Source organism: Chryseobacterium sp. (assembly GCF_019236175.1).
In the GTDB taxonomy this organism is placed as follows: Bacteria; Bacteroidota; Bacteroidia; order Flavobacteriales; family Weeksellaceae; genus Chryseobacterium.
Genome location: NZ_JAFAJM010000020.1, coordinates 1 through 15,856, shown reverse-complemented (window position 1 = coordinate 15,856; position 15,856 = coordinate 1). Strand labels below are relative to the sequence as shown.

The 15,856-nt window shown below is 37.8% G+C and carries 15 protein-coding genes; 13 read left to right on the top strand and 2 right to left on the bottom strand.

The annotated features are described in order from the left end of the window. Window positions 1–13 precede the first annotated feature (13 nt). The 7 genes from JO178_RS18515 (at window position 14) to JO178_RS18485 (ending at window position 4,521) form a co-directional block, all read left to right on the top strand. Complete coding sequence (locus JO178_RS18515) at window positions 14–445, top strand: SRPBCC domain-containing protein (RefSeq protein ID WP_291938959.1); 432 nt, start codon at window positions 14–16, stop codon at window positions 443–445. Next, window positions 442–951, top strand: coding sequence for a GNAT family protein (locus JO178_RS18510; RefSeq protein WP_291938957.1), 510 nt, complete (start codon window positions 442–444; stop codon window positions 949–951). Before JO178_RS18515 ends, JO178_RS18510 begins: the two co-directional genes overlap by 4 nt. Beyond that, window positions 948–1,331: a VOC family protein gene (locus JO178_RS18505; RefSeq protein ID WP_291938955.1), complete on the top strand. Its 384-nt coding sequence runs from the start codon at window positions 948–950 to the stop codon at window positions 1,329–1,331. The genes JO178_RS18510 and JO178_RS18505 overlap by 4 nt, the downstream gene beginning before the upstream one ends. 35 nt (window positions 1,332–1,366) lie before the next feature. Further along, window positions 1,367–2,389, top strand: coding sequence for a glutaminyl-peptide cyclotransferase (locus JO178_RS18500; RefSeq protein WP_291938953.1), 1,023 nt, complete (start codon window positions 1,367–1,369; stop codon window positions 2,387–2,389). A gap of 92 nt (window positions 2,390–2,481) precedes the next feature. Further along, window positions 2,482–3,447: a hypothetical protein gene (locus JO178_RS18495; protein WP_291938951.1), complete on the top strand. Its 966-nt coding sequence runs from the start codon at window positions 2,482–2,484 to the stop codon at window positions 3,445–3,447. A 23-nt stretch (window positions 3,448–3,470) separates the two neighbouring features. After that, on the top strand, window positions 3,471–4,085 hold the full coding sequence (locus JO178_RS18490; protein WP_291938949.1) for a deoxynucleoside kinase: 615 nt from the start codon (window positions 3,471–3,473) through the stop codon (window positions 4,083–4,085). 85 nt (window positions 4,086–4,170) lie between these two features. Continuing rightward, window positions 4,171–4,521 (top strand): ArsC/Spx/MgsR family protein, encoded by a 351-nt coding sequence (locus tag JO178_RS18485; protein ID WP_291938947.1) that lies wholly within the window; start codon window positions 4,171–4,173, stop codon window positions 4,519–4,521. 144 nt (window positions 4,522–4,665) lie between these two features. Here JO178_RS18485 and JO178_RS18480 read toward each other — a convergent pair whose 3' ends face one another. Together JO178_RS18480 and JO178_RS18475 are read right to left on the bottom strand one after the other, a co-directional pair. After that, entirely contained in the window at window positions 4,666–4,971 is a 306-nt protein-coding gene (locus JO178_RS18480) for a DUF493 family protein (protein ID WP_291938945.1), read from the bottom strand. Between the two features lie 40 nt (window positions 4,972–5,011). Continuing rightward, window positions 5,012–5,683: a DUF4197 family protein gene (locus JO178_RS18475; RefSeq protein ID WP_291938943.1), complete on the bottom strand. Its 672-nt coding sequence runs from the start codon at window positions 5,681–5,683 to the stop codon at window positions 5,012–5,014. Between the two features lie 346 nt (window positions 5,684–6,029). On the opposite strand from JO178_RS18475, the gene JO178_RS18470 reads away from it, so the two are divergent. The 6 genes from JO178_RS18470 (at window position 6,030) to JO178_RS18445 (ending at window position 15,615) form a co-directional block, all read left to right on the top strand. Continuing rightward, window positions 6,030–8,885 (top strand): SusC/RagA family TonB-linked outer membrane protein, encoded by a 2,856-nt coding sequence (locus tag JO178_RS18470; protein WP_291938942.1) that lies wholly within the window; start codon window positions 6,030–6,032, stop codon window positions 8,883–8,885. A 4-nt stretch (window positions 8,886–8,889) separates the two neighbouring features. Next, the gene (locus JO178_RS18465; RefSeq protein ID WP_291938940.1) at window positions 8,890–10,353 is read left to right on the top strand and encodes a RagB/SusD family nutrient uptake outer membrane protein; all 1,464 of its coding nucleotides are present in this window, start codon (window positions 8,890–8,892) and stop codon (window positions 10,351–10,353) included. Between the two features lie 74 nt (window positions 10,354–10,427). Further along, window positions 10,428–11,816 (top strand): glucoamylase family protein, encoded by a 1,389-nt coding sequence (locus JO178_RS18460; protein WP_291938938.1) that lies wholly within the window; start codon window positions 10,428–10,430, stop codon window positions 11,814–11,816. A gap of 89 nt (window positions 11,817–11,905) precedes the next feature. After that, complete coding sequence (locus JO178_RS18455; protein ID WP_291938936.1) at window positions 11,906–12,610, top strand: prolyl oligopeptidase family serine peptidase; 705 nt, start codon at window positions 11,906–11,908, stop codon at window positions 12,608–12,610. 186 nt (window positions 12,611–12,796) lie between these two features. Next, window positions 12,797–15,124, top strand: coding sequence for a beta-glucosidase BglX (gene bglX / locus JO178_RS18450; RefSeq protein WP_291938934.1), 2,328 nt, complete (start codon window positions 12,797–12,799; stop codon window positions 15,122–15,124). 95 nt (window positions 15,125–15,219) lie between these two features. Beyond that, window positions 15,220–15,615 carry a hypothetical protein gene (locus JO178_RS18445; RefSeq protein ID WP_291938932.1) on the top strand — a complete coding sequence of 132 codons (396 nt, stop codon included), beginning with the start codon at window positions 15,220–15,222 and terminating at the stop codon, window positions 15,613–15,615. Window positions 15,616–15,856: the final 241 nt, after the last annotated feature.

Here is a 15,856-nt window from a genome sequence, read left to right as displayed (position 1 = left end):
ATCTATATAAATTATGAGCACACCAATCACTGTTCAGTACAAAATAAATGCTCCGGCAAATACTGTCTGGAAAGCATTGACAGATAAAAATGACATGAAATCCTGGTATTTTGATATTGAGGATTTTAAACCGGAAGTGGGAAATGTATTTAATTTCTATGAACCGGGAAGTGCCAGAAAATACCATCATCAATGTGAGATTCTGGATATACTTCCAGAGCATAAACTGGTGTATTCGTGGTCCTATCCGGATTTTTCTCCATTAAAAACAACGGTAACCTGGGAATTGTTTCCGGAAGGAGAACAAACACTGGTCAGGCTGACTCATGAAGGAATTGAAAACTTTAAAGATCTGGGGGAAGGCTTTTCAAGAGAAAGCTTTACGGAAGGCTGGAATGTGATTATAGGACAAAGTCTGAGGGGACATTTAGAACATAATATATGATTGAACTATTGCCCTTTACCATTGATGATGCGAAAGAACTGATTTCAAACATTCGAGATTACCGCATACTCCTTCAGTTTGCCGGTCCTGCCTATCATTTTCCATTAACAGAAGAACAATTGCAGGCAGACATCTCTGATGGAAACAGAACGTTATTCAAGATCATTGATCAGGAAAATAAAAATACCATTGGCCATGCCCAGCTGTTTTTGAAAGAAAACACATTTCTGCTGGGAAGAATATTGATCTGGGATGAAAACAACAGGGGAAAAGGCTATGGAAAGAAAGTAGTGCAAAAGCTTCTGGAATATGGATTCTCAAGGTTTGATAAAGAAATAGCAGAGCTTAATGTTTACGACTGGAACGGCGGAGCCATAAAATGTTATAAGAAAGTAGGTTTCACCATTGATCCCGAGGTAAAAAGTGAAGTGAGAATAGAAGAAGAAACATGGCTGTCGATTAATATGAAGATACATAAAAATACATTTAAATTACAGGAATCATGACAAAATTTACAGCACTTCGTCCCATACTCTGGACAGAAAACCTGGATGATACCATAGGGTTTTACATTCAGGTATTAGGATTTACACTGGCGGGAAGAAATGATGAATGGCAATGGGCCTCCCTTCGTAAAGATGAAGTATATATTATGATTTCACAACCGAATCAGCATGAAAAGAACCACGGAATTGGTTTTACGGGCTCATTTTATTTCAATGTAAATCAGGTGGATGCACTTTGGGAAGATTTGAAAATAAAGACGGAAATCTGCTATGAAATAGAAACTTTCGACTGGGGAATGCGGGAATTTGCCATCTATGATAACAACGGTTACATATTACAATTTGGTGAACCTGTGGATAATGTTGGTAATACGGAATAAAATTTGCTATTTTTGGGGAAATATTTAGAATATCAATGAAAAAAAATATAATAGCGGGTTTCGCAGCGATTTTATTATTGGCATCTTGTAATAATGATAAAGAGATTCTTAATACATTAAACAATTATAATAACTCAATGGAAGCAAAAGGCTATCACTTCGGCGATAAGCTTACCCTTCCGAAAGAAGTGACAGATAATGCAGAGAGCGTTACCATAAGCTTTGGAGATAAAGAAACATCTGATCTCGTGATCGACCCTAAGTTCTTTACTTTGGGAGATAATGCGGTTACTTTCAATGTGAAGACGAAGGGAGGAGAAGTATTGAACCAGGATGCTACGATTAATGTATTTGCAAAAAATCCTGAAAAAAATATTAGCTATCAGATTGTAGCGGAATACCCTCATGATCCTAAAAATTTTGTACAGGGATTTCAGGCTGAAGGAAATACCATTTATGAAAGTGACGGTCAGAACGGATCTTCACAAATCCTGAAATATACACTGGGGACCACTACACCGCTTGCTTCTACAAAACAGGCCCCTGAGGATTTTTCAGAAGGAAGTACTATTGTAGGAGATAAAGTCTATCAGTTGACATGGCAGAGTAAAAAAGGATATATCTATGATAAAAATTCTTTAAAGCTGCTTTCAGAATTCGCTTATCCTAATGTGCTGGGCGAAGGATGGGGACTTACATATGACGGGAAAAACCTGATCGCGTCAGACGGAAGTAAATTATTATATTTCCTTGATCCGGCTGATCCTTCAAAACTGATCAAATATATTGCCGTAGCAGGAAGCTCTCAGGCATATGATCAGCTGAACGAACTGGAATATCATAACGGCTTTATCTATGCGAATGTATGGCAGAAACCTATTATCTTAAAAATTAATCCGGCCAACGGAGAAGTGGTAGGTACATTTGACTTTACGGATATTGCCAAACAAAATACCAAAGGAAGCGACGATGTATTAAACGGAATTGCTTTCAAAGGAGAAAATATGCTGGTAACAGGGAAGAACTGGCCGAAGATTTATGAAGTTGTTATCAAATAAGAAAAGTCTTATAACAATTTCTGTCTGAATAAAATAAAGTATGTAAATTGGTAGCGTTCCTTACGGAGCGCTATCTTACTTAAAAAAGAATTTTGAGATTATTATATCTGATAACGATTTTCATTTTCTGCACATCCGCGGCGCAGAAAGTTCTTCCTTTAGATACCCTGAAGCTGAAGGAAGCCAAAGACATGCTTGCTGATGATTACGGAAATCTGTATATCTATAAAAACAAAGACTTCAGTTTTACCAAATATGATTCCTTAGGGAAACAATTGGGAAAGATGATGCTTACAGTCCCTTATAAAGTGCAGACCGTACAGAATCCTTTGAATGTTCCTTTGTTTTCTGAAAATGCACAGGAAATGAAATTTGTAGACCAGAATCTGAATGAAATTCAGCGAATTGATTTTAAACAGAAGTTCGGATTTATCAGAATGGCGTATGCTGAAGACTTACAACAGTTATGGTTGCTGGATGACAGTACAAAACGTCTGATACAGTATAATTTCAGGAATGATACCACCATCAATTCATATCCTTTCGATGTCAGTTTTGAAGATCTGACGGATATGCTGGTGTATGAAAATAAAATTTATATTCTGACCCGCAATCACATCCGGGTCTATACTCCGAAATTTGAAAAGCTTTTTGAAGCTCCGGTGACCAACGGAAAAAGATTCAGAAGAGAAAACGATTCTATTTTAGTGGTCACCAATAATTCTATAGTGAAATATGTTCCTGAAAAAGGGATGGTAATTGTTTTTGAAGATCCCGAAGCGCAAATTGTGGATAAAAACATCCTCTCTTATTTTGAAATCAACGGGAACAAACTTTATCTTTACAGCCTTGAAAAAGTAAAGAAGCCTCAGCAACAAAAACAGCCGGAGTCTCAAAAGGAAACCATTCAGCAGTCTGTAGAGAAATCATCGGAAAATACTGAAATAAAGCCTCAGGAAGGGGCACCGGCAGGAAAATCTTCAGACAATACCCTAGAACAATTGATTGAAGATGTTTCCGAAGTTCAGACGAAAGGGGGAGATAAACTTATCAATTAATCAGTAAATACAAAGGAAAAAATATGCATATTGCAGTTACAGGAAATATCGGGGCAGGAAAAACTACTTTGACCACGATGCTTTCCAAGCATTACGGATGGGATGCACAATTTGAAGACGTAGATCACAATCCTTATCTGGAGGATTTTTATTCAGATATGAGCAAATGGAGCTTTGCACTGCAGGTGTACTTCCTGGGAAGCAGATTCCGTCAGGTAAAAGAAATCAGAGAAAGTGGCAAGAACATTATTCAGGATCGTACCATTTATGAAGATGCACACATTTTTGCAGAAAACTTAAATGATATGAAACTTCTGTCCGACAGGGATTTCAATAATTATTCATCGGTTTTCGATTTGATGAAGTCTTTTGTTTCGGCACCTGATTTGTTGATTTATCTGAAATCGGATGTTCCGAATCTTGTTAAGAAAATCTACAAAAGAGGACGTGAATATGAAGCGTCTATCAGTATTGAATACCTTTCAAAACTGAACCAGAAATATGAAAAATGGATCTCCAATTATACGGAAGGTAAACTTTTGATTATTGAAGTTGATAATCTGGATTTTGTAGAAAAACCGGAAGACTTCGGTTTTATTCTCGAAAAAATTGAAGCGGAATTACACGGATTGTTTTAACAAACATTTATTAAACCCTTAAGATACGGTCTGCCGGATTCTTTCTAAATTTGTTAATGACAAGTCTAATTTTAAAATAATTAAGATGGTAGTTAAAGTTTTACATAACGGAAACTGTTCGAAATCCAATGCTGTACTGGAGTATCTTGATGAAAATGGTGTGCCTTTTGAGATCATCAATATCATAGAAGATCCGTTAAGTATGCTGGAGATTAAAACAGTATTGAAGAAGCTGAATCAAAGTGTTTTTCACATCATTCGTAAGACAGATAAACTGTATATCGAAAATTATGCGGATAAGAATTATTCAGAAGAAGAGTGGATCAAAATTTTATCCGAAAATCCTTCGCTGATCCAAAGACCTATTCTGGTAAAAGGTTCAGTGGCGATGCTGGGAAGACCTATTGACAATGTCAAGTTCTTTATTGAAAAATAGAGATACACAAAATATATTCATATATCTGTAAAAAAGAGATTATCCACTGATAATCTCTTTTTTATTTCCAAGCCAATAGATGTTACCGCTATGGGAATATCCGGAGCTTAAAAAAAGCTGCCTTCTCAGACAGCTTCTTCATTCTTATAATAGAATAACGCCTTCTATTTTTGATACTTCTTTATAAATTTTCACGACCTGATCTGCATCTAAAACAAATGCATTGATATTGCAGGCTGTGTATTTCCCATTTTTGCTTTCACGGTTCCCCAGTGTAAATTTAATGCCGTCAAAAACTTTGTAGATTTCTGTAAGCTTCGACTGGTCTGTAGGTATAATAAATTTAAATAAATAATCCTCAGGAAAATCATGATGACCTTCCAGTTTTTCCTTTAAAGACTTGTAAAAATCTTCAGGACTTGCGTGTTGATTTCCTTGTAATATATCCATCTGCAATTGTATAATTAATATAAATATAACGAAAATTTTCCTATTTTCCAAATGGTCCCAACAGGGATTTGGAGTTCTGGTGTTCGTAATCTTCAATGATATTGAACAGTCCGCTTACCAGCTGTTCAGAGGCCAGCTGGCTTAATCCGCCTGCATTTACCGTATTGGTATTCCCTCCTAAAAGGTTGCCCAGAAAATTACTTCCTGATAAAGCCGTATTGATTGTTTTTACAATTCCGTATTCGTTTAATTTTTCATCCACTTTAGGAGCTATTGCCGCAATAAGCTGCTGGGATGTTTTTTCCTTCAGAATCTGGGTTGCAGTAGTGCCCTGGATAATTCTGGTTACATCCGAAGCATTTAAGCTGTTGACGGCACCCTGTAAAATAGGTCTTGAAGTCGTAACGGTATAGGCTGCAGCCTGGGCAATATAGTCTCTTTCTTTGGCTACCAGTGACGGAGCAATTTTCTCAAGCATAGAGTTGATGTCTCTAAGCTGCTTGGGAAGAGCTTTATCTACCATATTATTCTGTAGGAAAGCTTCCTTATTGGTATAGATCCCCATTCCTTTATCAATTCCGTTCAGCAGCATTCTTTTAATAATAGAAAGCCCCATATCGGATGTAGCCAGTGTGGTACAGGATTGTACGGTAGTGGTAATAACTGCACCGGTTCCGATGAGGAGAGCCGCTGCAACAATATATTTTTTCATTGATCTTTTTCTTGATTTTTCAAAAACTGCACCAAAGTTAATACTATTATTTATTTAACAAAATATTAAAATCAATGTTATGATTTGGTGAATTTTTTTCCAAAAACCATTATTTTACCATTAGGAATATTATTGTTTATTAACATTTTATTTGGTTTTAATGGTTTGATTGTGTTGTATTGTTAGTTTTAGTTTAAAATACACCCTTATTTTTTAAATTTTTAAGATAATTTAACATTGTTCAATAGTTTTTATATTTTTGGCTAATGTCTTTTTTTGAGATTATATAATTCTCACTACAATGACATTTACCGAAATTTGATTGTACGAATAAAATTGAAACTATATGAAACAAGGCAATTTAAAGTATCCATGCCTCATCGCGGTTTTATACTTTGGGATGAATGTGGATGCACAGGTTAAATCGGATTCTGCCAAAGTCCAGAAAATAGACGAGGTAGTCATGATTGGATATGGTAGCCGTAAGAAAGTTGACAATACAACTTCCGTAAGCTCCATCAGTGCAGAAGAAGTTACCAGAACCAAGGTCCTTAATGCTTCACAGGCTATTCAGGGTAAAGCAGCCGGAGTTCAGGTTACCGCTTCCGATATGCCGGGATCTACTCCCACCGTAACCATCAGGGGACTTGGTACCGTGCTTGGAGGAAGAACGCCATTATATGTTGTAGACGGAATGTTTACCAACAACATTAATAATATTAATTCCAATGATATTTTAACCTATGATGTTCTTAAAGATGCTGCTGCGTTGGCTATCTACGGGAACAGAGCTGCTAATGGAGTTATTATTATTACAACAAAGTCCGGTAAAGGGAGACTAAGTGTTTCTTACGACGGGATGGTTGGATTTAGAACTCCGTTAAAAACCATTGATATGGCAGATACTTCACAATTTGTAACCTATAATAACATAGGTCTGTCAAGTCTGGGGAAAGGTCTTTTAAATCCTAATCAGCCTTATAATACAAACTGGTTTAAAGAAATTACAAGAACCGGGGTTTACAATCAGCACAATGTTTCGATTTCCGGATCTTCAGATGCTGTTAAGTATTTCTTAAGCTTCAGTAATTATGATGAGCAGTCCATTCTGAAAGGGACAAACTATAACAGAACCACTGTAAGATCCAATAACGAATACAGAATCACCAAAGGGATCAGGTTATCACAAAACTTAAGTGTGACCTTTACCAACGACACTCCAAAATCTCTGGGTGTTTTTACTACTGCTTACAAGCAGTCTCCTCTTGTACCGGTACATTATGCTAACGGACAGTGGGGGCAGCCTATCTATGATGCTAACGGAAATATAAGTTATACCGGCGGACGATTCAACAATGTCGGTAATCCGGTAATGGATCTTTCTTTTGATAATCAGCGCGGAAAGAATTTCTTATTACAGGGTGGTCTTAAACTGGACATCGATATCTATAAGGATTTGAAATTCACTTCTCAGTTTAACGGGGAGTATAATACCTATAAATACTATAACTTTATTGATTCCAGAGCCATCTGGCTGGGGAACGATCCAATGAGAGTAGTAAGCGGATACGGAGCTTCAGATCCGATCAACAGGCTAACCAACAAAAACCAGAATTATTACAACTGGGTATTAAGTAATTATCTGACTTATACCAAGAAGTTTGATAATCATGATATTGAATTGGTGGCAGGTACTGAAGCCTCTGTAAAAGATGGTTTGGAAACTACAATCATCAATAGAAAAAATGTTCCGAACCAGTCTGATTACTGGAACCTAACAGGAACAGACTATTACGGATACCTATATAGTGATAGCAGCACGAAAGCACTTGAATCTATTAAGGAAAACAGAAATACAACGATTTCATATTTTGCAAGACTGCAATATAAATTCATGAACCGTTATTTGTTGAGCGGTACTGTCAGACGCGACGGATCTTCTCAGTTTGCAGATGGACATAAGTGGGGAACATTCCCATCGTTCGGTGCAGGATGGATTATTTCAGAAGAGGAATTCCTGAAAGGCGGTTTCTTTGATAATTTAAAAATAAGAGGAGGCTGGGGTAGAATCGGAAATCAGAACGTTCCCCTTAATTATTTACCATTATTGTCGGGTTCTTCATACAACTATGGTTTCGGAAGCTCGGCGGTAAGTAATGGAGTTACCGTTAATAAAGGATATGATCCGGATTTGGGATGGGAAGTAACAGAAGAAACTTCATTAGGCCTGGATTTTGCCATTTTAAATAAGAGACTAACAGGTAGTTTTGATCTCTATAACAGAGAAACTAAAAATATCATCCTTGCTGTGACCCCTTATATGGCTACCGGAATTTCAGAAGTGAACTATTCGCATATGGGAAGTGTTGTTAATAAAGGAGCGGAAGTAAGCCTTAACTGGTCTGATACCATCGGACAGGATTTTACCTATTCCATCGGCGCTAATTATTCTTACAATAATAATAAACTGACAAGTATCAACCTGTCCAAGCCGGTTTCCCAAATTGCGGGCGGAAGCTTAGGAAACGGTGAAGAAACAAAATACTTCAACGCTGCAACCGTAGGTCATGCATTGGGGAGTTTTTATTTATGGGAGTTTGACGGATATGATGCCAACGGTAATATGAAGTTTAAGGACTTAAACGGTAATGGTATTACCGGTAAGGCCGATGCAGGAGACAGAAAGTTTTTTGATTCTTACATTCCAAAATCTACTTTAGGGATCAATATTTCCATGTCTTATAAAAACTGGGATTTTGCAGTGAACGGATATGGAGCATTCGGATTCAAAGTCTATAACGGTAAAAAAGCACAGAGAATCAGTGGAGAGAATATTGAAGCATCAGTAGCCAACAGCTATTGGACTGCAGCCAATCCGAATGCAGCTAATCCTGCTCCGAACACTAGTATTCCTATCGCATCTACATTCTTTTTAGAAGATGGGGATTACTTCAGAATTAATAATATCTCTGTAGGATATACGTTTAAAAATGTAACCACCTATATGAAGTCTATTAAACTTTATGTAAGTGCAATTAACCCATTTGTATTCCAGAAATATTCAGGATATTCTTCTGAACTTTCAGGATATAACCCTGCAGAACCTGCATCGGAAGGAGATCCTTACAAACTGGCAGGAGTAGAGTTGAATAACTATCCAACCCTGAGATCTTTCGTATTTGGCGTTAACCTAAATTTTTAAAAAAATGAATAAGAAATATATCATAGCGGCAGCATTTTTAATTTTAGGAGCCGTAAATCAAAGTTGTAGTAATGATTTCGTAGATGTTTCACCTACGGAAGCTATTCCGGAAAGCAGTATTGATATCTATAATAATAATGACGGAGCCACTAGCTTTGTAACGGCTATTTATGCGAAGTTTTTAGACTGGAATATGAGTACCTTTGCCTGGATCGGGGTAACTTCCATTGTTTCTGATGATGCAGATAAAGGATCTAGCCCGGGAGATACAGGTTCAGATAAGGATATTCTTGATGCACTAAATTTTACCCCTTCCACCCCTTCATTTAAAGAGCTTTTTGCTTCCAATTATCAGGGGATCAACAGATGTAATCAGGCATTGAAATATATTCCCCAATTAGATAAAGCAGATCCTGCATTGAGAGACAGACTGATCGGTGAAGCTAAATTTTTGCGTGCCTTTATGTATTTTACTCTTGTAAAATCTTTTGGCGGAGTGCCTTTGGTAGACCGTATTCCTGTTTCAGGAGTTGAAGAAGATAAGAAAATGGTACTTACCAGAAAAACAAAAGAGGAGATCTATGCCTTTATTGAAAAAGACCTAAAAGATGCTATTGCCGTTTTACCGGACCGTTCGGCCTATACAGGAGCCAATGTTGGAAGAGCCTCTATAGGAGCAGCACACGCATTGTTAGCAAAAGTATATCTGTATCAGAAAAAATGGCAACTGGCTGTAGATGAATCTAATCTGGTAACAGGCTATTCTCTGACACAGAATTTTCAGGATATCTATAAAGTGTCAGGCGAAAATAATGCTGAATCTGTATTCGAAATCAATGGTAGCGGAGGAACGGCAGGAAGAGCAATTCAACAATACAGCCAGGTACAGGGAGCAAGAGGAACCACAGGCTGGGGTTGGGGATTTGCAACTCCTACCCAGGGGTTATATGATGCCTATTCTGCCACTGATACAAGAAGAGATGCTACTATTATCCATAAAGATATGACGCTTTATGACGGATATTATGTAGGGCCTAACGTTGAAAATAAATTCTATAACTATAAAGCTTACTCATCTGATTACAGAAGTTCAGCTTCCACGGATGTTAATATTCGTTATCTGAGATATGCTGAGGTTTTACTGATCAAAGCTGAAGCTATGAATGAGCTGGGGCAGACTTCTGTTGCCATTCCTTTCCTGAATATGGTAAGAAACAGAGCGAATATCGGAAATACTCCAGCAGTTTCACAAGCAGATGTAAGAACAGATATCTGGAAGCAAAGAAGACTTGAACTGGCTTTCGAACATGACAGATGGTTTGATCTGGTAAGAACAGGACAGGCTGAAGCCGCCATGGCTGCGGATGGTGGAAAAGTATTCAAAGTTGGAAAACATGAATTGTTTCCGCTTCCGCAAGACTTCATTATGGAAGCAGGTGGTCTGTCGGCACAAAACCCAGGCTATTAAAATTAATGATAAACTTAGAGGAGAATGTGAGTTCTCCTCTTCTTTTAGGAATGAATTTTTAAATTATTTGAATTATGAAAAAGATCGTATTATCAGCTATTATCGCTTCATCATTAACGGTTTCCTGTAAAAATTCTCAGATTTCTCAGTCCGGATCGGCTTCCAAAACAGTGGTTAAGACTAATAGTACTAATGAGCAGCTGATGGACAGAGTGCAGAAAGATGCTCTGAAATATTTTTGGGAATATGCAGAACCTCATTCAATGTTGGGAAGAGAACGTTATCATGAAGACGATATGTATCCGGATAATGACAAACATGTGATTACAACCGGTGGTTCAGGATTCGGATTGGCTACTATTCTGGTGGGTGTGGAAAGAGGATTCGTTCCCAGAAAAGAAGCCGTAAAAAGACTGACCCATATCATGGATTTTCTTGCCAAAGCAGACCGCCATAAAGGAGCATGGTCTCACTGGATCAATGGGGAAACCGGAAAAACAGTCCCTTTTGGTAAAAAAGACAATGGCGGAGATCTTGTAGAAACAGCATTTCTTACCTCAGGAATACTGATGGTCCGGGAATATTTTAAAAACGGAAATGCGGAAGAAAAAGCTTTAGCGGCAAAATGTGATGAACTGTGGAAGGGAATTCAGTGGAACTGGTATACAAAAGGAGGAGAAAAAGTATTATACTGGCACTGGTCACCGGAGTACCAATGGGAAATGAATTTTCCTTTAGAAGGGTATAACGAATGTCTCATTACCTATATTTTGGCAGCGTCTTCACCTACTTATTCTATTGATGCCGAAACCTATTATAAAGGCTGGACCAGAAACGGAACCTACCTTACTGAAAAAACAAAATACGGATTGCCTCTGTATGTAAAACACAATTATGCCGAAGAATATGGCGGCCCTCTTTTCTGGGCGCAATATTCTTATATCGGACTTGATCCTACAGGATTATCAGATAAGCTGGTGAAGAACTATTTTGAAGTTAATAAAAATCAAACGCTTATTGACTATAAATACTGTGTTGAGAATCCAAAACAATGGAAGGGTTACGGTCCAAACTATTGGGGACTGACAGCCGGTTATACCAGAAATGAAGACGGAAGCACAGGGTATACTGCCCATATGCCGGGTAATGACAACGGAGTGATTACTCCTACTGCCGCTTTAAGCAGCTTCCCGTATACTCCGAAAGAATCAATGGATTTTCTGAGATTCATCTATACCCAGAAACCTGAGTTTATAGGTTCTGCAGGACCCTATGATGCAACATCCATTAATTATAATAACTGGTTTACTCCAAGATATCTGGCGATTGATCAGGGAACCATTGCCCCGATGATTGAAAATTACAGATCAGGATTCCTTTGGAAACTGTTTATGAATGCTCCGGAAATCCAAGAGGGACTGAAAAAGCTAAGTTTTAAGTCTTCGAAATACGGAATAAAATAAACCACCCATCAGCCATGAATGTTTTCCCCGAAATTATGGGTGCATTCATGGTTGTTTATCATACCTTTACCCCAAACATCAATTACAATATGAAATTAAAATTAAAGTATGTTCCCCTTTTATTATTCCCGTTTTCATTATCATTGAACGCTCAGGAAATAAAAGCAGAACTCAACAAAGAAGTTAAAAAAACAGAGAAAATATCCTATATTCTGGACTATCCTCAAAAAACCAAGGGAAATGTTCCGTTGATGGTCTTCCTTCATGGTTCCGGAGAAAGAGGGACGCAGCTGGATATGGTAAAAGCACATAGTCCTTTTACGTATAAGGATCTGATTAAAGAACCGGTGGCTATCCTGGCTCCTCAATGTCCTGAAGGTACTTGGTGGGATACCGTTACAGTCTACAATTTAATTAAAGAAATTCAGAAGAAGTATAAAATTGATGCCTCCAGAATTTATCTGACAGGACTTTCTATGGGAGGCTGGGGAACATTGAAATTAGCGATGGAACACCCCGAGATGTTTGCTGCAGTAGCTTCCGTCTGTGCCCCTACGGATCAGGTGATGACAGCTAATATTCAGCAATACAAAAATCTAAATATGAAAATATTTCATGGCGGAATGGATGATATTGTATTGCCGGAGAATGCTTTTAAATTTTATCAAAAGCTTCATCCCGTAAACCCGTCCGCAGAATTGATAATTTTTCCAAATGACAACCATAATTCCTGGGATTCTGCTTATTCAGATCCTAAATTATATGAATGGATGCTTTCAAAAAAGAAATACTAGGCTATCCAAAGGAAATTGATCCTTATCAAAATGAGGAAAACCCTGAAAATATATAATAGTATTGAATAATTTTCATATTTTTGAGTATTGTCTTTTTTAGAGACAATGAAAACAGGTCGATCCGACAGAATCAGTTAAAAATAACGTCAGACGTTAATCAAAATAGAACAATAAGAAGTTAGATTTATGAAAAAACTAATCGTACTCGCTGCCTTAGCCCTTTCACCGGTGTTTTCGGCGCAGGAAATGGTAGATAAACCCGTACAGTCTTATCAGACAGCCCAATATCAGGCAAAAAAGAAAGCCTTTGTAGATAATCTTTTATCTAAAATGACATTGGACGAGAAGATCGGTCAGCTTAACCTGCCGACTTCCGGAGATTTTACTACAGGACAGGCTCAGAGTTCCGATATCGGGAAGAAAGTAGAGCAGGGATTGGTAGGTGGATTGTTCAATATAAAAGGAGCAGATAAAATCAAAGCCGTTCAGAAAGTAGCTGTTGAAAAAAGCCGTTTGAAAATTCCGATGATTTTCGGAATGGATGTTATTCACGGGTATGAAACGACGTTCCCGATTCCTTTAGGATTAGCTTCATCATGGGATATGAATCTGGTACAGCAGTCTGCAAAAGTGGCAGCAAGAGAAGCCGCATCAGACGGAATCAACTGGACGTTTTCTCCTATGGTGGATATCTCCCGTGAACCGAGATGGGGAAGAGTTTCCGAAGGTTCCGGTGAAGATCCGTATTTAGGAAGTGAAATTTCAAAGAATATGGTATACGGTTATCAGGGGAAAGATCTGGCAAACGGTACCAATATACTGGCCTGTGTAAAGCACTTTGCACTTTACGGAGCCGGTGAATCCGGTAGAGACTATAATACTGTTGACATGAGTCATGTAAGAATGTTTAATGAATATTTTCCGCCTTATAAAGCTGCCGTAGACGCAGGTGTAGCTTCCGTAATGGCCTCTTTCAATGAAGTGGACGGCGTTCCGGCAACAGGAAACAGATGGCTGCAGACCGAAGTGTTGAGAAATCTGTGGAAGTTTAAAGGTTTTGTAGTGACCGATTATACCGGTATCAATGAGATGGTAGAACACGGAATGGGAGATCTTCAGCAGGTTTCTGCTTTAGCTTTAAAAGCCGGAGTTGATATGGATATGGTAGGAGAAGGTTTTTTAACCACATTAAAAAAATCTTTATCGGAGGGAAAAGTTACACAGGCTGAAATCGATATGGCGGCAAGAAGAATTCTTGAAGCAAAGTATGATCTTGGTTTATTTGATAACCCTTATAAACACGGAGATGCCAAATTAGCAGCAAAAGAGGTATATAATCTGGAAAACCGTAACATAGCCAGAAACGTTGCTGCCCAGTCCATGGTTTTGATGAAAAATGAAAATCAGGTATTGCCGTTGAAAAAAACAGGAACAGTGGCTGTGATTGGGCCACTGGTGAATAATTCAATGAATATGGCCGGAACCTGGAGTGTTGCTACAAAACATAATATTTCTGTCAATCTGATGCAGGGACTTCAGGCTAATTACGGCAAAGAGGTTAAATTCCTTTCTGCTAAAGGTGCCAATATTGATGATGATGCTAAACTGGAAGAAATCTATGCGGCTCATGGTAAAAAAACAGACAGAGATAACAGATCAAAAGAACAATTATTAAAAGAAGCCGTAGATATTGCCAACAAAGCAGATGTTATTATTTTGGCGATTGGCGAATCTGCAGAAATGAGTGGTGAATCTTCGTCAAGAAGTGAAATTACCATTCCACAGTCTCAGGTTGACCTGTTGAATGAATTGAAAAAGACCGGAAAGCCAATTGCAATGGTTCTTTTCACAGGTCGCCCATTGGCTTTAACAAATGTAAAAGATACACCCGATGCTATTCTGAACGCATGGTTTCCCGGTTCGGAAGCAGGAAATGCTCTGGCAGACGTACTTTTTGGTAAAGTAAATCCATCCGGAAAACTTCCGATGACCTTCCCGAGAAGCCTTGGACAGGTCCCGATTTATTATAATGCTAAAAATACAGGCCGCCCTTTAGATCAGAAACTCACAGACAAATGTGAATACCAGAGATTCCGTTCCAATTATATGGATGAATGCAATACGCCGTTGTATCCTTTCGGATATGGATTGAGCTATACAAAGTTCAATTATTCGGATATGACAGTTTCTAACACCAGTCCAAAAGGTGATCAGACCATTCAGGCTTCCGTAACGGTAACAAATGGCGGAAACTATGACGGTGCTGAAGTTGTACAGCTGTATATCAGAGATATGGTAGGAAGTATCACCAGACCGGTAAAAGAACTGAAAGGTTTCCAGAAAATCTTCTTAAAGAAAGGGGAATCAAAAAAAATAACCTTTGATATTACCCCTGAGAATCTGAAATTCTACAATGGTGATTTGAAATATGACTGGGAATCAGGAGACTTTGATATTATGATCGGAACGAGCTCTTCAGAGGTACAGCATTTAAAAATCAACTGGACTAAGTAAAGACTATCAATTTTTTCACAGGAACGTGTTTTGTGTGTGTTTTGGCATGATTTTTAATAATACCCACGATAGTTATCCTATTAATACAACAAAACATGAAAAAAACAATTTTACTCAGTACAATGTTCCTTGGTTCTTTGGTATTCGCACAAAAAACACCTGTAGTAGGTGGCGATAGAGATGCTCACGGATGTATCGGTTCAGCAGGTTACACTTACTCTCAAATTAAAAAAGATTGTGTAAGAGTATTTGAACAAAAGATTAAATTAACGGAAATTGCCCCTAAGGGAAGCTCTACTTCCATGGCTGCTGTGATTTTCAGCAAAGATATGAAGAAGGCGGAGGTTTTCGTTAAAGATACCGGTAATGAAAGTATCATTCTTACCAGAGCAGGGAAAGCAAGAGCTTGGAAAAAAGATGGTTATGTGTTGGTTCCTTTCAAAAAAAGCGGTTATCAGCTTAAAAAGGATAATGTCGTAATCTATCAATAATATCATTAAAAAAATAAAAAAAGCCACTCGGAAGAGTGGCTTTTTTAGCTATCAGACGAATGTGATAATTTCTTCTTTACAATAAAATACGACCTATTCTGTCGCTTTACGGCAATACCTTTGTATGATTAGATCAATATTAAATTAAGATCACAAATCTTTCTGTTATGGAGTAAAAAGGATATTTTTGCACCCGAATAAACGAATAATAATAACTTAAATTAAACACTGACATGAAAAA